Genomic DNA, 17,564 nt, shown 5'->3' with positions numbered 1-17,564 from the left:
CCGAATACCGGCGTGCCATTCCAAATTCCCAGCGCAAGTGGCCGCCCAGGTTTCAACGCAATGCGCCCCATTGCCAATGAACCTGTCTCGGCCAAAATCGCCGACATGTGATCTTCGTCACCGGCGGATGCGCCGCCAGAGGTGAGAATTGCATCGCACTTCCCCGCGCCTGCATCCAGCATCCGGTGCAAATCCGCGCGATCATCAGGGGCACGCCCCAAATCAATCGCTTCAAAGCCCCAAGCGTTCAACTGCGCCAACAGCATCGGGCGGTTGGCATCATAGATCTGCCCAGCGCGCGCGCGCTTCCCTGCTTCGACAAGTTCATCGCCCGTGGAAAGCACACCAACGCGCAGGCGTTCGTATGATTTTACCGTTGCGATACCGACCGCGCTCAAAAGTGCTGTGTCGGCAGGTGTTAGCCTACGGCCCGCTTTCAAGATGACCTCGCCAGCCAGCACATCCTCGCCTGCGCGGCGCGTGTTGTTGCCTGCTTTGATCGGACCATTGAAGGCGATATGTTTGCCATCGCTGTTCACGTCTTCTTCAAGCACAACTGTATCAATACCACCGGGCAAGGCCGCGCCCGTTAGGATGCGAAGGGCAGAGCCGGCTGGCACAACACCCGCGAAGGGAACGCCAGCTGCCGAGCGCCCTTCGATAAGCGGCAGCATTTGCGGGCCATCACCAAGGGTGCCGCCTGCGAAACCATAGCCATCAACGGCAGAATTCGGTTCGGGCGGATGCGCGCGCTGCGCAATCGCGTCCCGGGCCAAGACCAATCCCGCAGCGCTATCAATCGTCGTTGTCCTTGCCGCAGTAACGGGCGCAAGGCGTGCTTTCAGCATTTCCAGTGCCTCGTCCACGGGCGTCCAGGTCACGCCAGCAGGCAAGGCAAAGCAGTCGTTCGACAGTTTGGGTGCCAGTAGATCTTTGGAGATATCTTGCTGAGCGGCGGCAGGCAGAGCAGGCAAGAGCCCCAGATCACGCAGCAGGAATTCGGCGATTTGCGCCGTGTCGTTCAAATCAAAGACCGGGCGATCCATATTCAACACACAATCCGCCGCAAACGCGCGAACAGTCTCGTCAGCGATCAGCGCGTTTCCTGTTTCGGCCCTATGCGCTTCGATCTTGGGGTGTTTGTCACGTTTGTAGCCCTCGACCAGAACCAGATCGACCGGCGCGAGTTTCGCCAGCAATTCATCCAGCGGCGGTTCGTCTTCGCCCGTCAATTCATGCATCAACGCAAAGCGATTGCGCGACGCCAAGAGCACCTCTCGCGCGCCTGCGATCCGATGGCGATGGCTGTCCTTGCCCGGATGATCGACGTCAAAACTGTGATGGGCATGTTTTACAGTCGAAACAGAAAACCCACGCGCGGTTATGTCGGCTATCAAACGTTCCATCAGGCCCGTCTTGCCCGCGTTCTTCCACCCGACGACGCCGTAGATTTTCATAGCAGTTCCTCAGCGCGCGCCAGATCATCGGGCGTGTTAACGTTGAAAAACGGATCAAACGTTTCAACAGGAAACATCGCTTCGCGCCCGTCATGTTTGTCCGTCCAGAGCACAACCTTGCGCAAGCCATCATGAAGCGCGCCGCGCAAATCATCGCGCAGCGCGACAGGCCATAGGCCGAATGTCGGATGCCTGTTGCGCCCCCGTTCGGTGTCGGGGGTCGCGGCCAGCACAAGAGGATTGTCCATTCCATCAGCAGCCATCATTAATCGTGGCACCAGATCACAAGGGAAAAACGGTGTGTCCGCAGCGGCCGTTACGATTGCTTCAGCGCCCTGTTCAGCGGCCCAATCAAGCCCTGCCAGAACGCCCGCCAAGGGCCCGGCAAAGCCGTCAATACTATCCGAAAGAACCGGCAAATCGACATCGCCGAACCGCCCTGCATCGCCGTTGGCATTCAGGGCAAGGCCCGCCACCTGTGGCTCTAAGCGATCGATCACATGGCTTAGCAGGCTTTGTCCGCCCAGCATAAGACGACCTTTGTCGCCCCCGCCCATCCGCCGCGCTTGACCGCCTGCAAGGATCACACCAAGGGGCTGTTTCATGCGCGCACCTGCGCACGCGCGTCAAACCAAGCACGTATCGCTTCGGAAATCTCTGCGATGTCACCCGCCTGTTCCAACAAGCGGTTTGGCAAAATGAACCCCGTATTTCCCAGAAGCAACGTTGTCATCACCTTGTTTTGTTCAATCACGCGAAACGATGCCCAACCGTATGACAGGTTCATATGTTCGGAAATGATTTCCAAACCTGCATGGCTCAACCGCATGCTCTGGTTTAGCTCTGCCGTGTGTGCGTGATAGGCGTTGATAGAATGGTTGTGCCAAATACGTCCGCTCAACATGAGCGCTAAGCCGATCACAAGTCCGATCAGAATGAAGGCCAGCGGCACCTCGTGGATCGGGACACCCGATGCTTTGAACAGGAAAAACGAGGTAACGATGCCGGTAACGCCAAAGCTTGCCCCAAGTATGATGCCGTGCAACTGACAAAGTCTTAGCCAAATTCCGGGATACATCCCTTTCGACATCAATCCAGTGCCTTGCCTGATTTCTTTAACGGTCGGTTTGTATTCAAACTCGTACACCGCTTGGTCCGCCGTATTTTTCACGTTACGCCCTTTCGGCCAGCTGACTTCGGCTCATCCTTGATCTTTGCCAGATCAGCATCCCAGATGATCCGTTCCTTGCCGGCCACACACTGAAATCGTTTGCCGCGTAGCCGCCCGATCAAAGTCATTCCAACCTGCTGGGCAATCTCTACGCCCCAGGCGGTAAAGCCGGACCGCGAGGCCAGAACGGGTATCCCCATATGCGCGCATTTTATCACCATTTCGGATGTTAACCGCCCCGTTGTGTAAAGGATCTTATCGCTGGAATTTGCATGTTCCTGTAGCATCCAACCCGAGACTTTATCGACGGCATTATGGCGCCCGACGTCCTCCATATAGACCAGCGGCTGGTCTTTCTGGCAAAGCACCGTTCCATGAATTGCCCCCGCATTCAGATAAAGCGAAGGGGTCGTGTTGATCTTGGCTGCCAGCGCATAAAGCCAACTTGTGCGCAATTCAGCTTGTGGCAGGCTCAGGCCCTCTAGCCCTTCCATCATATCGCCAAACACAGTCCCGACTGCACACCCTGACGTGCGTGTTTTCTTTTTCAGCTTCTCTTCGTGATTGGTAGGCTGGTCCGTGCGCACAACCACGACATCCAGTTCTTCGTCATAATCTATCCGCGTGACGCGCCCCGCGCCCTCCAGCATGCCCTGATTACGCAAAAACCCGAGCGCAAGATATTCGGGGTAATCGCCGATCGTCATCGCGGTCACGATCTCCTGCGCATTCAGATAGATCGTCAGGGGGCGTTCCTCGACAACGTCTTGCGTCACCTCGGCACCGGTTTGATCCACGCCGACAACGCGGCGCGTCAAACCGGTGCGCGAAATATCGGGGGCAATTATATAACCTGTCACGTCGCGTTTCCTTCATTTGCGCAATGCCCAGATTGCAAAGACGCATATCTCGCGATAGCTGCACAAGATAAGCGCAACGTAAAGGCAGCCCATGGTATCCTCTAGTGTCAAATCGGCTTATCGCGCAGGCATTCGCGACGGCGCACCATTTATTTTGGTGATTATTCCGTTTTCGATGCTGTTTGGCGTGCTCGCGACAGAAGCGGGACTTAGCATCTTTGAAACGGTTTCCTTTTCCTTTGTCGTGATCGCAGGGGCTGCGCAATTCACAGCCTTGCAGCTGATGGGCGAGCAAGCGCCAACCTTGGTCGTTCTCGCTTCCGCGCTCGCGGTGAACCTGCGCATGGCGATGTATTCCGCCTCACTCACCCCCCATATCGGGGGCGCGCCGATCTGGCAGCGCGCGATTGCCGCCTATTTTACCGTTGACCAAAGCTACGCCATTTCAATCACCAAATTCGAAAACGCGCCTGAATTGAGCGCTCAGGAAAAGATCGCGTATTTCTTTGGCACGGCCACACCGGTTTGCCCGCTTTGGTGGGTGTTTACTCTTGTCGGGGCGCTGATCGGGGAAGCCATTCCTGCGTCTTTTGCTCTCGATTTCGCAGTGCCCATTACTTTCCTTGCAATCATTGCGCCTGCCCTGCGCACCCGCGCACATGTGGGGGCCGCCATCTCGGCCGCCGTCCTATCCCTGATGTTCTTTACCGTTCCTTATAACCTTGGCATCCTTATGGCCGGGATCGGCGGCATGATAGTCGGCGCAAGACTAGAAGCCGCAGCAGAGGCAAAAGCATGATTGACAGGACAGAACTCTGGATCGTCATCATTTGCCTTGGCATCGGCAGTTTCGCTTTGCGGTTCGCGTTCACCGGCCTCGTTGGGAATCGTCAGCTCCCTGATTGGCTGATGCGTCACCTGCGCTACACTGCGGTTGGCATACTCCCTGCAATCATAGCGCCTGCTGTTTTGTGGCCCGCTGCCACAGGCGGGAACTACGATCTGCCACGCATTAGCGCAGCCATTGTGACACTGGCGCTTGGCCTCATCTGGAAGAACGTTGTCGGTTCTATTTTGGCTGGCATCACTACATTGTACCTGATGCAGTATTTCCTTAGCTAAGCATTAAGGTTAACGCGCGCAGCTTCATTTTGCCAAAAAACTCTGGGGGAGTCTCAGCTATGCTGAGACGGGGGCTAGCCCCCGTTGCGCGTTAGGCGACAAGCGTTTCCGCGTTTTTCAGATCGACAGACACCAACTGGCTGACGCCCTGCTCTGCCATCGTCACACCGAACAGGCGGTCCATGCGCGCCATGGTGACCGCATGGTGCGTGATAATCAGAAACCGCGTATCCGTGCGACGGCACATTTCATCGAGCAGATCACAGAACCGCGTGACATTGGCATCGTCCAAAGGCGCGTCGACCTCGTCAAGCACACAAATCGGTGCCGGATTGGCAAGGAAGACCGCGAAGATCAGCGCCATTGCTGTCAATGTTTGCTCACCACCTGAAAGCAAAGACAGCGTCGATAGCTTCTTGCCCGGTGGTTGGCACATGATCTCTAGCCCGGCTTCCAGCGGATCATCGCTTTCCACCAGAACCAGATTTGCCTCACCACCGCCAAACAGGTGGGTAAAGAGCAGGGAAAAGTTGCTGTTCACTTGCTCGAACGCTGTCAAAAGGCGTTCACGGCCCTCGCGGTTCAAACTGGCAATGCCACCACGCAATGTCTTGATCGCCTCCTCCAGATCGGCCTTCTCGGTGACCAATGTGTCATGATCGACCTGAACTTCGGTGGCATCTTCCTCTGCCCGCAGGTTCACCGCACCCAAAGCATCGCGCTGACGTTTCAGACGGTTCACATCCGCTTCAATCGCGCCCGAGGCAGGCATTTTTTCCACGTCTATTTGAAGATGCTCAAGCAAAGCGTCCGGCGTCGTTTCCATATCTTCGGAAAAGCGTTCAGCGGCCAAGGCAAGCGTTTCGCGGGCAGCTTCGGTGCGCGCTTCGGATCGCGCGCGCGCTTCTCGCGCCTCAGAGGCCGCGCGCTCTGCATCCCGCTCGCCCTGCTCTGCGGTGCGCAGGGCAGTCTCTGCCTCTGCCAAGGCATCGCCTGCTGCGCTCCGGCGCGTTTCCGCCTCTGAAATGGCATTGGTTAATTCTTCACGTTTGGCGGCAATTTCTGCTGGTGCCGCGCTTGCTTCGCTCAGATCGATCTCTGATGCGGTCTTGCGTTCGGCCAGTTCAGAAATGCGCTTTTCCGCCGTTTCCAAACGGTGACGCCAGCCGCTGACTTCTTTGGTAACTTCTTGCGAGCGGCGCAGCCGCGCATCGCCTTCGCGGCGCAATTCATCGTGCCCCGAACGGCGCGACATCATCGTGATACGCGAAGCTTCGACTGTCATTTTGATATCTTCGACGCCCGCGCGTTCGGCTTCCAGATCACCAAGTTCCGAAACAGCGCTTTCTGCCTCTTGGACCTGCTTGCGCGCAGCCATTGCATCTTCTTCATGGCGCGTTACTGCCAGTGACAGGCTTTCCAACTTGCCCTCTGCGAGATTGCGATCAGCTTCGGCGCGGCTGAGCGCACGCGCTGCGTCATTGACCAAACGGTCCGCTTCTTTGCGTGCCTCACGTGCTTCGCGGTCTGCCCGCGTGAGATCGGCGAGCCTGGTTGTCAGCGTCTCGTGCGCACGCTGTGCAGCCTCCACGCGGGTCGTCGCGCGTTCCATTTCCTGTTTGAGCACTTCAAGGCGATTAAGCTGCTCAAGACGCAAGGCCGCAGCAGAAGGCGCGTCCTCTGCCCAAGCGCGATACCCGTCCCAACGCCATAGATCGCCCTCCAGGGACACAAGGCGCTGGCCGGGCTTGAGCAGCCCCTGCAAACGCTGGCCGTCATCCGCATCGACAAGACCTATCTGGCTCGCGCGGCGCTCGAGGACATCTGGCACAGACACATGGCGCGCAAGCGATGTCACGCCTTCAGGCAACGGTTGTTGCTGCGCATAGCTTGGCAATACGCGCCAGCCTGATGGCCCGTCGCTTTCCACTTCAGGCGCACGAAGATCATCTGCAAGCGCCGCACCGAGCGCCTTTTCAAAGCCTTGCTCAACCTGCAAACGGTCCAAGATCTGACCGCCTTCGGCTGTGTCGCGCTCCAACAGCTTTGCAAGCGCCGTTACTTCCGCGCGCAGCGCATTGGCTTCGCCCTCGGCTTGGGAACGCTCGGCCCGTGCATCTGCCTCGCGCGATTGCGTTTCTGCGCGCGCGACTTCGGCTGCTGTCAGCGCCTGATCCGCACGTTCGGCCGTTGCGATGGCAGCTGTTTCTTTGCCAGCCGCCGTTTGCATATCTTCTTCGGCCTTGCTCAACATGGCGCGGCTTTGCGCGACTGCCATGCGGGCGCTTTCGGCTTCGCCGTCGCTCCGTTCCAGCATTTTTCGACTATCCGTAAGGACGCGGTAGGCCGATTGATGCCTTGCAGCCAAGCGTGCCACGTCTTCTGTCCGTTCAGCCAGATCAGCCTCGCGGTCCTGCAAGATCGCAGCGGCATTGCGCGCTTCTTCTGCGGCGGCTTCAAGGCGATCTTCGTGACCTTCCGACGCCTTCGCCAGTTCGCGCGCCTCCCATTCAAGTCGTTCGATTGTTTCGCCCGCATCGCGATTAAGCGAGCCTTCGCGCTCGATATCTTTATCGAGCTGGATAATGCGGTTTTTCAGCGTTTCGATGGTTTCCAGCGCACGGCTTTCCTGATCGTTCAACGTGTCCCGCTGCACCTGCAAGCGCTGCAAGATCGCGGCGGCTATCGCTTCTTCCTCGCGCAGCGGCGGCAGGACGGCTTCGAATTCCACCCGTGCTTTGCCAGCCTGGCGCGCAGCACTTTCTGCTTGCGCTGTGGCTGTTGTACGGGCGCGCAATTCTTCCTCTGCGCTCGCGCGGGCATCATCCGCTTCACGCCAGCGGCGATACAGCAACATTCCCTCGGCCTGACGCAGCTCGTCGCCAATCGCACGGTAACGCGCGGCCTGACGGGCTTGGCGCGCGAGTTGTGACAGTTGCGAAGCAAGCTGTTCAACAACATCATCGACCCGTGCCAGATTGGTTTCCGCCGCTTTCAGTTTCAATTCCGCTTCGTGGCGGCGCTGATACAGGCCAGAGATACCGGCCGCCTCTTCCAGAATGCGGCGGCGGTTTTTGGGCTTGGCGTTTATCAATTCCGCAATTTGACCCTGACGCACCAGCGCAGGCGAATGCGCACCTGTGGATGCATCAGCAAACAGCATTTGCACATCCCGCGCACGCACGTCTTTTCCGTTGGTCTTGTAGGCACTGCCCACATCACGGGTGATACGGCGGACGATGTCGAGCGTGTCCAGATCGTTAAACCCTGCCGGAGCGAGCCGGTCCGAGTTATCAATCTGCAGACTGACTTCTGCAAAGTTGCGTGCAGGGCGCGTGGCTGCGCCTGCGAAAATCACGTCCTCCATGCCGCCGCCGCGCATGGCTGTGGGGCGGTTTTCGCCCATCACCCAACGCAGCGCTTCCAGCAAATTGGACTTGCCGCACCCGTTCGGTCCAACCACACCCGTCAAACCATCCGCAATAATGAGGTCCGTGGGGTCCACGAAACTCTTGAAGCCTTGCAGTTTGAGTTTGGAAAAGCGCACGTTTGGCTGCTCTTTCGGTTGATTCCTTAAAGTGCGACTTTGCTTTGCACCGTATAGCCTGTCAACGCGAAGAGCCCTGCATGTAGCCAAACCAGGCGAGTTATCCACAAGATATTGCGAAAATCCTCGAAGAACCGCCGTACCCGGCGCTTCGCTTAACATCCCCCTCATGTCGCTATCGGCCTTGACGCGCGTCGTGATTCAGGGCCAATTGGGGCAATGCATGGTACCCGTTTTGCGGCGCAAAGCGTCTACGGGTGAAATGGGAATGTGGAAAGGGCGACCCAATCAGGGGCCCATAGCCGCAGCCGCCCCCGCGACTGTAAGCGGCGAGCGCGTTGGCATTTGTCACTGGACCGCAAGGTTTGGGAAGACGTCAAAGCGTTACGACCCGCGAGCCAGGAGACCAGCCCTGCATGTGAGTGACCTAAATCTGGCCGTCGGGTGTGACGGTACAAGGAGAAGAACTATGACGACCCAAACAGCTACAATCACACGCGCAGACAGCTCTGCACTTGGCCTTGCAATCGCGGTATTGGCGGGTGTTTTCCTGCTGGTCGCATCCGGCATGGCGCAAGCAACAGTTCTGCATGATGCAGCGCACGACCAGCGTCACGCAATGGCCTTTCCCTGCCACTAACGGCGGGGTCTGAAGAGACCTATGACCAAAAATCTGTTGTCCAGCGCGGTGCTCGCTGGCGTTGCTGCAGGGCTGATTGCCGCTCTGCTGCAATTTTGGTTTGTGATTCCCACGCTTTTGGAAGGCGAGCTTTATGAAACCGGTGCGCGGGTCCATTTCGCGACCGACGGGTCCACGCAGTCCGAAAAGGGTGCCCCTGCTTTAGGCAGCGATATGATGCGCCATGCCATGACGATCGCGTTCAATCTGGTAACCTTCACGGGCTACGGACTAATTTTGCTGGCCGCCATGATATTTGCCCATGAAAAGGGCCATGTTTTGAGCGCGCGCAAAGGGATCATTTGGGGCCTTGCCGGTTTTGTCGCTGTGCAGCTTGCCCCTGCGATTGGCTTGCCGCCGGAACTACCTGGAACGCCTGCGGCAGAAGTCGGCCCGCGCCAAATCTGGTGGGCAAGTACGATCATTGCGACAGCGCTAGGCCTTGCTTTCATGGCTTTCGGGCGAGGATCGGTTGCGCTGTTATGTATCCCGCTCATTCTGGTTCCACACCTTATCGGTGCGCCGCATTTGGACACGTATTTTGGTATCGCGCCGCCTGAACTGTCGGCCCATTTTGTGACCCTCAGCCTTGGCGTTGCTTTGGTTGGTTGGAGCTTTCTCGGATTTTTCTGCGCTTGGTTCTGGACGAAAGCCAATGACGGATAGCGCCTTAGCGCGGAACACGCCCTGTCAGGCAGTGGCGCAAGCGCCCGGCAGGGCGGGCATCCGCAATGGTGCCGCCTTCGGCTTTGGAATACAGCTTAATCAAGGCCAGCGCATCCTCAAGATCGCAAAGAGGATCAACGGAATGAAACAGGTAAACGTCCATATCTTCGCCGCGAAGCGCCATGGAAACAGGTCTGTCACATTGATTCATGCAGGAGGTCGTTTCGACACGCACGTCCTGCGGCACCAAGCTGCGCAAAGTGTCGGCAAACGCCGCCCCTTGCGGTGCCTCGCCCGGCGCTGCACAGGTATCGCAAATAATCACACGGGGTCCCATGTTTGGCCCTTTCCCGCACATGCGCCCCGAACGGAGACTTCACATGCCTGCTAAAATTCCCGCCACTGTCATCACTGGTTTTCTCGGCGCGGGCAAGACCACCTTGATCCGCCATATGCTGCAAAATGCAAATGGCAAACGTATCGCCCTGATTATCAACGAGTTCGGTGATCTGGGTGTGGACGGCGATATCCTGAAAGGTTGCGGCGATGAAACCTGCACCGAAGATGATATCATGGAGCTGTCCAACGGCTGTATCTGCTGCACAGTCGCTGATGATTTCGTGCCAACAATGGAAAAGCTGCTGGCACGCGAAAACCGCCCCGATCACATTGTGATTGAAACGTCTGGTCTGGCGCTTCCGCAGCCTTTGATCCGTGCGTTCAACTGGCCGGAAATTTCCACGCAGGTCACCGTCGATGGTGTTGTGACGGTTGTGGATGGCAAAGCCGTTTCAGAGGGCCGTTTCGCCCATAACGTCGCAGCGGTTGATGCCCAGCGCAAGCTGGATGAGAATCTCGATCACGAGACACCTCTTTCAGAGCTCTTCGAGGATCAGATCGCCTGTGCGGATATGATCGTCGTCAACAAATCCGATCTGCTTGGCGCCGCTGAAAGCGATGCATTGGCCGCAAAGCTGAAATCAGAAAGCCGCGCTGGCGTGCAGGTGGTCAAATCTACAATGGGTGCGTTGCCGATTGATATTCTTTTGGGTCAAGGCAACAGTGCGGAAGCCGATATGGACGCGCGCCACGAAGTGCACCACCATCACCACCACGATGACGACGACCATCACGATGACCATGACGAGGATCATCACCACCACGATCACGACCATGATGCCTTTGAAAGCTTTGTGTTTGAGCGCGGCGAAATTGCGGATGCCGCAGCCTTTGCCGAACAGGTTGCGGACGTGATACGCGTTCACGATATTCTGCGTTTGAAGGGTTTTGCTGCGGTGACGGGCAAGCCGATGCGCCTTACGCTGCAAGCGGTTGGGCCGCGGGTCGATACCTATTTCGACAAGCCATTCGGAACAGACGCGCGCATCACACGTCTTGTTGTCATCGGGCAGGCAGGTCTGGATCGCTTGGCTATCGAAGCTGCGCTCGCAGAGTAATGATTATCGTCGAACCGACAACGCCGCATGCGGCTGGCACCAAGGACCTGCTAGAGCAAAGCCACGCGCTTATGCTTTCGCTGTTTTCCCCTGATGCCTGTCACTTTTTGGATTTCGATGCGCTGGCTGCTGAAAACATCCACCTCTTTGCGGCGCGCGAGGGGGATGTAACGCTTGGCACAGGGGCATTGGCAGTCAAGGACGGTTACGCAGAGGTGAAGTCCATGTTCACCAGCGAAGCGGCGCGCGGAAAAGGCGTGGCAGCCGCCCTGCTGCGACAGATCGAAGATGTCGCGCGCGAGATGGGGTTGCAAACGCTTAAACTGGAAACGGGCGATGTGCTATACGCCGCCCATCGCCTTTACGAGCGTCATGGCTTCACATTCTGCGGCCCCTTCGGAGACTATAAGGACGTCCCCGAAAGCCGCTTCATGGAAAAAGTCCTAACGGTAGAAACCGCGTGACTTTACTTCTTGGCTTCAGCGTTCTTTTTCATTTGCTCAAGCATCTCTTCTTTCGTCAGGCGCTTTTTGCCGCGAGCGCGGCGTGGCGCGTGGCCTTTGTGGTCGTCATGCTTGTTATACGTGCTGGTGCCGAAGTTCGACGTGTCAGGTTTGTTGGTGTTCATTTGATCTTCCTTTTAGCTTGCCCCGCAATGCACCAAGCGCGCGCCGCGCACAACTGATAGGTTTCATCCATGCATCTTCTCGCTGCTACGCCCGGTTCTATTGATGATGGTAAAGAGCCCGTCGATTTAGGGCAAACACCAGCAGATGTGGTGATTATTTCAGCAGCGGACACAGAGCTTGCGGCACTGTCTGATGCGCGTTCGCAATTAGATGCGCCGCCCAGCCTGCGCCTTGCCAGCATGATGCATCTGATGCACCCGATGTCGGTGGATCTGCATATTGAAGAATGTGCCAGCAAATCCAGATTGCTCATCGCCCGTGTTTTGGGCGGTGTCGGGTATTGGAAATACGGTGCCGAACAATACGCCGCCCGCCTGCATGAGGCTGGCGTTCCGTTGGCGTTGCTTCCCGGCGATGACAAACCGGATGAAGAACTACGCCGCCTGAGCACAATCAGTGACGAGGATTACGATGCACTCTGGGCCTATTGTGTCGAGGGTGGTCCGGACAATGCGCAGAACCTGTTGCGCTATGCAAAAGCGATGCTGGATGGGTCCGAAAAACCCAGCTCCGCGTCGCCGCTGCTGCGCGCAGGTGTTTATTGGCCTGGCGCCGGTATTTCCGGCCTTTCCGCCGCGCAAGCAGATTGGACCGAAGGCGCGCCCGTTGTGCCGATCATTTTCTACCGCGCGCTCGTTCAGGGCGCTGGCCTGCACCCGATCAACCGCCTCACGCGCGCGCTTTTGAAAGATGGGCTAAACCCCCTCCCCCTTTTCGTCGCCTCGCTTAAAGATCCCGTCAGCATCGCTACGTTAGAGCAGGTTTTTCATGCTGCGCCGCCCGCTGTGATCCTTAACTGCACGTCCTTTGCTGTCGGCTCGCCCCATGCGGGCGATAATAGCCCTGTCAATCCGCTTACCATGCCTGCGGCGAATGACGCGCCTATTTTCCAAGTCGTTTTGTCTGGCTCGACCGAACAAGCATGGGCATCAGGCCTCACAGGTCTATCCGGCCGTGACATCGCAATGAACGTGGCCCTGCCAGAGGTCGACGGTCGCATCCTGTCGCGCGCGGTCAGCTTCAAAGGCGAAGCCTACTTCGATGACGCCACCGAGTGCCCGATCGCGACCTATCGCGCGCAAGGCGACAGGATTGGCTTTGTCGCGCGTTTGGCTGCCAATTGGGCCAAACTGCGCGCGGTGCCTGCGCAAGAGCGCCAAGTCGCACTCGTCCTTGCGAACTATCCCAACAAGGACGGGCGCCTCGCCAATGGTGTGGGCCTCGACACACCTGCTGCGACGGTGAATACGCTGGAAAAGCTCGCCAATTCTGGCTACACGGTCCTAAATGCACCGAAAGATAGCGATGCATTGATGGCCCAGATCATGTCGGGCCCGACCAACTGGCTTACGGACCGCGCGGGCAAAGATGGCGGTGAGGTTCTATCGCTCCAGACCTACAAGCAGCACTTTGACGCCCTTCCCTTTGATGTACGCGAGCAGATCACCACCCGTTGGGGCGCGCCAGAGGATGACCCGTTCCTGACACCCGAGGGCTTCAAACTTTCGATCCTGAAATACGGCAATGCAGTCGTCGGCATCCAGCCAGCGCGCGGCTATAACATTGATCCGAGCGACACATACCACGCGCCCGATCTGGCCCCGCCGCACAACTATCTCGCTTTTTACATCTGGCTGCGCTTTGTGCAGGGCGCGCACGCAATCGTGCATATGGGTAAGCACGGCAATCTTGAATGGCTTCCGGGCAAGGCCATCGCGCTTAGCGAAAACTGCATGCCCGAAGCGGTTTTCGGACCTACGCCGCACATTTATCCGTTCATCGTGAACGACCCCGGCGAGGGCACGCAGGCCAAGCGCCGCGCGCAGGCTGTGATTATCGATCATTTGACGCCCCCCTTGGGGCGCGCCGAAACCTATGGTCCGCTGAAAGATCTCGAAGCGCTCGTGGACGAATATTATGAGGCCGCTGGCGTTGATCCGCGCCGTATTGCCTATCTTCGCCGCGAAATTCTAAGCATGACCTCTTCAACGGGCATTGATCTGGATGCCGGCCTGACGGGCAATGATGAAGACGGTGATCTGGCCAAGCTCGATTCCTACCTGTGTGAACTAAAGGAAGCCCAGATCAGGGACGGGTTGCACATCTTTGGCACTTCCCCGGAAGGTGATCTTGAGCGCGACCTTGCTATTGCATTGGTGCGCGTTCCGCGCGGCGACGGATCGGGCGCAGATGCCTCTTTGATCCGTGCTCTGGCGGTTGATTGCGGCGTTGATATCGACCCTCTCGATTGCGATATGGGCACTGCCTATACTGGCCCTCGCCACAAATTTTTGCAGAGTATGGGTTTGGAAACCTGGCGGTCGAATGGGGACACTGTCGAGCGGCTGGAACTGCTCGCACAAAGCGCCATAGCCTGGAAAGAAACGCCAGAGCATTTCAAAGCCACTGCGCTGGTTCTTGAAACCCTGCACAATGATGTCCTGCCCAGTCTGCGTTCTTGTGGCCCGAGTGAAATGAACGGGCTGCTGAAAGCTCTTGACGGTAAATTCGTCGCCCCGGCGCCCTCTGGCGCACCGACGCGCGGTCGGCTTGATGTGCTGCCAACAGGGCGCAACTTTTTCTCTGTCGATAGCCGCGCAGTGCCAACGCCGACCGCTTGGGCCTTGGGCTGGAAATCCGCCAATCTGCTGATTGAAAAGCACCTTCAGACACACGGCGATTGGCCCCGCACGATGCTGCTGACTGCATGGGGCACTGCCAATATGCGCACGGGCGGCGATGATATTGCCCAAGCCCTTGCCTTGATGGGTGTAAAGCCGAAATGGGACAGCGCCAACCGCCGCGTGACCGGCTTTGAAATTCTGCCAGAGGGCGTGCTTGGCCGCCCCCGCGTAGACGTGACATTGCGCATTTCCGGTTTCTTTCGCGATGCTTTTCCCCAGCTTATTTCCCTTGTCGATAGCGCCGCCAAAGCGGTCATGGCGCTTGATGAATCGAGCGATCAAAACCCTGCCGCCGCCCGTGCGCGCACGGAGGGCAATACCGCCCGCGTGTTCGGCTCCAAACCGGGGGCCTATGGCGCGGGCCTGCAAGCGATGATCGACGAACGGCTTTGGGCAGATAAGGGCGATCTTGCCGAAGCCTACTTGGAGTGGGGCAGTTATGCTTATGGTGCAGGCAGTGAAGGCAAGCGTGATCGCGAAGGGTTCGAGACGCGCCTGAAGCAAACCGAAGCCATTGTGCAAAACCAGGACAACCGCGAGCATGATCTGCTCGACAGCGACGATTATTACCAGTTTGAGGGCGGAGCCGCCGCTGCGGTGAGCACCCTACAGGGGCAGGACAGGCCCATTTATCACAACGATCATTCCCGCCCTGAACGTCCTGTGATCCGCACCCTTGACGAAGAAATCGGGCGTGTCGTGCGTTCCCGCGTGGTTAACCCCAAATGGATCGACGGCGTCAAACGTCACGGTTACAAAGGCGCGTTTGAAATGGCCGCAACGGTTGACTACCTGTTCGCCTTTTCCGCCACGACAGGTGCGGTGAAGAACCACCATTTCGATCTGGTCGAATCTGCCTTTCTTGAGGACGACGAAACGCGAGAGTTTATTGCGGATCACAACCCTTCTGCGCTCATCGAGATGGCCGAGCGCTTTCAAGAAGCGATTGATCGCGGACTTTGGACGCCACGTTCCAATTCCGCGCGCGCACGAATTGCAGGGCTGCTAGGCCAATAAAACAAAGCGTTTTCGCAAACTACCCTGCGCGCCTTGCTGGACGCGCATTGCAGAGTTGCGTCTTTTTCACTTCACATTCATTTTTTTGCATGTATTTACATTCACAATATTGAATGTGTAATACTGCGAAAGGAAATCCCATGCAGACCCGATCCTCCGTTGCCGCGCAAAACTATGCGCCGCTCTACTTTCTCGCTTCGCTCGGTGCGGGTGGTTTAAGTGTGACGTTCTTCATGTTCCTCATGTTCTGGGTGCCGCATAAAGGCCGCCCCGTCCCTGTGTTCGAGGACATCATGAGCGCCTTTCAAACAGGCACGCTCGCCATGCAATCCGCGATCATCATCGCCGTTGTCGGTATCGCAGGGTTCACTATCCTCAATCTCAAATCACTGATCTGGAACCTGAAAGAATTCTCTGCATTCAAGAAATCCGAAGGCTACGCCAAATTCGCGAAATCCAATGGCGCGTCTACACAGCTTGCCATGCCGCTTGCGCTGGCAATGACGGTGAACGCGCTGTTCATCGTTGGCCTCGTGTTCGTTCCGAACCTTTGGGGCATCATCGAATATCTCTTCCCTGCGGCGCTTGTTGTCTTTGCACTGATCGCAGTCCTTGCCCTGCGAATGATCGGTAGCTTCATCGGCGATGTCGTTGCAGACGGTAGCTTTGACGAAAGCGCAAACGGCTCTTTCGCGCAGGCGCTGCCGGGTTTCGCCCTTGCAATGGTTGCCGTTGGCATGTCCGCGCCTGCCGCGATGAGCACAATCAAGACGACCGTTGCAACCTCGCTGATCCTGTCCACATTCATCGGCGTCATTGCCGCGATCTACGCAACGCTTGCGATCTTCGCTGGTATTCTTGGGATGATCCGTCACGGCGCGGCGCGCGAAGTTGCGCCGACACTGATGATTACCATACCTTTGATGACCGTGCTTGGCATCATGATGTTGCGCCAGAACCACGGCCTGCACATGCTCTTTGACGTGCACGCGGCCCCTGCTGAAACAATGATGCTGACTGCGAAACTGCTTGGTGTGCAATTCGCCTTCCTCGGTCTTGGCCTCGCCGTGCTCAAGGTGCAGGGCTATTGGGATGACTTCGTGATTGGCGAAAAAACCTCCGTCGGTTCCTACGCTCTGGTCTGCCCTTTCGTTGCGCTTTCTGTGATGGGTCAGTTCTTTATCAACAAGGGTCTTGTGGCTGCGGATGTCATCACCAAATTCGGCACCGCCTACTGGGCCTTCACCGCAATCGCTATCGCGATGCAGTTGATCGCGATCGCCATGGTCTTGCGCCTGAACCGCCAGCACTTTAGCGCGATGCCAAGCGCGGCGGTTCCCGCAGAATAAACCACTCGAAAGGGCGCTTGATTGGTTCAAGCGCCCTTCTCACTTGCGTCCATCGCGCCTATGCTCATTCCAAACCTAGCGCGAAAGAGGCACCCACATGAGCGATTCAGAACGTCACGCGATGAAGATGGCCAAGAAAAAGGCCGCTCGCGACAAGATCATGGCGACCAAGACCGATGAAAAGGGTCTGATTGTCATCCACACGGGCAAGGGTAAGGGCAAAAGCTCTGCCGCGTTCGGGATGATTTTCCGCCACATCGCGCACGGCATGCAATGCGCCGTGGTGCAGTTCATCAAGGGCGGGATGAGCACGGGCGAGCGTGATCTGATCCTCGCCAAGTTCTCTGACATCTGTTCGTTCCACACGATGGGCGAAGGGTTCACATGGGAAACGCAGGATCGCGACCGCGACACCGAAATGGCGCAGGCCGCATGGGAAAAAGCCAAAGACCTGATCCGCGACGAGAACAACAAAATGGTGCTGCTGGACGAGATCAACATCGCGCTGCGCTATGATTATATCGACGTGAACGATGTGGTGACGTTCTTGGTGGAAGAGAAACCAGCGATGACCCATGTGGTGATGACGGGCCGCAATGCGAAGGCTGAGCTGATCGAGATCGCCGATCTGGTGACAGAGATGGAGCTGGTGAAGCATCCATTTAGATCAGGTGTTAAGGCGCAGATTGGGGTGGAGTTTTAATCCCAAGCGTCATACCTTTCCCACGCACTGCGAACGGGGTGCGTTATTTGCCAAGTCAACACACCAGTTGATTTGTGCACTTCGGACTTCACGATATCCTCTATACATGCAGCGACACAGCAGATGACGTCTACTAGCCACTCTACGTGGTACGAATCTATGT

Annotated in this window: 16 protein-coding genes and 1 riboswitch; of the genes, 9 read left to right on the top strand and 7 right to left on the bottom strand. The window is 57.3% G+C overall.

The annotated features are described in order from the left end of the window. The 4 genes from mobB to fdhD form a co-directional block, all read right to left on the bottom strand. A partial coding sequence (mobB, locus tag WBC85_RS03140; RefSeq protein ID WP_424433220.1) for a molybdopterin-guanine dinucleotide biosynthesis protein B occupies positions 1–1,457 on the bottom strand: 1,457 nt, incomplete at its 3' end. Continuing rightward, positions 1,454–2,062 carry a molybdenum cofactor guanylyltransferase MobA gene (gene mobA, locus WBC85_RS03135; protein WP_424433219.1) on the bottom strand — a complete coding sequence of 203 codons (609 nt, stop codon included), beginning with the start codon at positions 2,060–2,062 and terminating at the stop codon, positions 1,454–1,456. The genes mobB and mobA, both read right to left, overlap by 4 nt. Further along, positions 2,059–2,628: a hypothetical protein gene (locus WBC85_RS03130; protein WP_424433218.1), complete on the bottom strand. Its 570-nt coding sequence runs from the start codon at positions 2,626–2,628 to the stop codon at positions 2,059–2,061. Before WBC85_RS03130 ends, mobA begins: the two co-directional genes overlap by 4 nt. After that, positions 2,625–3,488 carry a formate dehydrogenase accessory sulfurtransferase FdhD gene (gene fdhD, locus WBC85_RS03125; RefSeq protein ID WP_424433217.1) on the bottom strand — a complete coding sequence of 288 codons (864 nt, stop codon included), beginning with the start codon at positions 3,486–3,488 and terminating at the stop codon, positions 2,625–2,627. The genes WBC85_RS03130 and fdhD overlap by 4 nt, the downstream gene beginning before the upstream one ends. A gap of 91 nt (positions 3,489–3,579) precedes the next feature. On the opposite strand from fdhD, the gene WBC85_RS03120 reads away from it, so the two are divergent. Both WBC85_RS03120 and WBC85_RS03115 read left to right on the top strand, forming a co-directional pair. Then, a complete protein-coding gene (locus WBC85_RS03120) occupies positions 3,580–4,287 on the top strand; it encodes an AzlC family ABC transporter permease (RefSeq protein ID WP_424433216.1) in 708 nt (235 codons plus the stop codon). Then, positions 4,284–4,610, top strand: a complete 327-nt coding sequence (locus WBC85_RS03115; protein ID WP_424433215.1) for an AzlD domain-containing protein — start codon at positions 4,284–4,286, stop codon at positions 4,608–4,610. Before WBC85_RS03120 ends, WBC85_RS03115 begins: the two co-directional genes overlap by 4 nt. A gap of 91 nt (positions 4,611–4,701) precedes the next feature. On the opposite strand, the gene smc is transcribed toward WBC85_RS03115, so the two are convergent. Then, complete coding sequence (smc, locus tag WBC85_RS03110; protein WP_424433214.1) at positions 4,702–8,157, bottom strand: chromosome segregation protein SMC; 3,456 nt, start codon at positions 8,155–8,157, stop codon at positions 4,702–4,704. 207 nt (positions 8,158–8,364) lie between these two features. After that, positions 8,365–8,586, top strand: a riboswitch (cobalamin riboswitch). Positions 8,587–8,626: 40 nt separating this feature from the next. On the opposite strand from smc, the gene WBC85_RS03105 reads away from it, so the two are divergent. Together WBC85_RS03105 and WBC85_RS03100 are read left to right on the top strand one after the other, a co-directional pair. After that, entirely contained in the window at positions 8,627–8,797 is a 171-nt protein-coding gene (locus tag WBC85_RS03105; protein ID WP_424433213.1) for a CbtB domain-containing protein, read from the top strand. Between the two features lie 21 nt (positions 8,798–8,818). After that, on the top strand, positions 8,819–9,502 hold the full coding sequence (locus WBC85_RS03100; RefSeq protein WP_424433212.1) for a CbtA family protein: 684 nt from the start codon (positions 8,819–8,821) through the stop codon (positions 9,500–9,502). A gap of 4 nt (positions 9,503–9,506) precedes the next feature. On the opposite strand, the gene WBC85_RS03095 is transcribed toward WBC85_RS03100, so the two are convergent. Further along, positions 9,507–9,839, bottom strand: a complete 333-nt coding sequence (locus WBC85_RS03095; RefSeq protein WP_424433211.1) for a DUF1636 family protein — start codon at positions 9,837–9,839, stop codon at positions 9,507–9,509. Positions 9,840–9,882: 43 nt separating this feature from the next. Between WBC85_RS03095 and cobW the strand changes: the two genes are divergently transcribed. Further along, entirely contained in the window at positions 9,883–10,959 is a 1,077-nt protein-coding gene (cobW, locus tag WBC85_RS03090) for a cobalamin biosynthesis protein CobW (protein ID WP_424433210.1), read from the top strand. Beyond that, positions 10,959–11,423 (top strand): GNAT family N-acetyltransferase, encoded by a 465-nt coding sequence (locus tag WBC85_RS03085; protein ID WP_424433209.1) that lies wholly within the window; start codon positions 10,959–10,961, stop codon positions 11,421–11,423. The genes cobW and WBC85_RS03085 overlap by 1 nt, the downstream gene beginning before the upstream one ends. A 2-nt stretch (positions 11,424–11,425) precedes the next feature. On the opposite strand, the gene WBC85_RS03080 is transcribed toward WBC85_RS03085, so the two are convergent. Next, positions 11,426–11,587, bottom strand: a complete 162-nt coding sequence (locus WBC85_RS03080; protein WP_424433208.1) for a hypothetical protein — start codon at positions 11,585–11,587, stop codon at positions 11,426–11,428. Between the two features lie 69 nt (positions 11,588–11,656). On the opposite strand from WBC85_RS03080, the gene cobN reads away from it, so the two are divergent. The 3 genes from cobN (at position 11,657) to cobO (ending at position 17,401) form a co-directional block, all read left to right on the top strand. Then, a complete protein-coding gene (gene cobN, locus WBC85_RS03075) occupies positions 11,657–15,349 on the top strand; it encodes a cobaltochelatase subunit CobN (protein ID WP_424433207.1) in 3,693 nt (1,230 codons plus the stop codon). Positions 15,350–15,489: 140 nt separating this feature from the next. Further along, complete coding sequence (locus WBC85_RS03070) at positions 15,490–16,698, top strand: TsoY family (seleno)protein (RefSeq protein ID WP_424433206.1); 1,209 nt, start codon at positions 15,490–15,492, stop codon at positions 16,696–16,698. Between the two features lie 97 nt (positions 16,699–16,795). Then, the gene (gene cobO, locus WBC85_RS03065; protein ID WP_424433205.1) at positions 16,796–17,401 is read left to right on the top strand and encodes a cob(I)yrinic acid a,c-diamide adenosyltransferase; all 606 of its coding nucleotides are present in this window, start codon (positions 16,796–16,798) and stop codon (positions 17,399–17,401) included. The last annotated feature ends 163 nt before the right edge of the window (positions 17,402–17,564 follow it).

The organism is Planktotalea sp., assembly GCF_049680325.1.
Lineage (GTDB): Bacteria > Pseudomonadota > Alphaproteobacteria > Rhodobacterales > Rhodobacteraceae > Planktotalea.
Note: the sequence above shows the minus strand (reverse complement) of the source record. Positions and strands in the feature narration are given on the sequence as shown.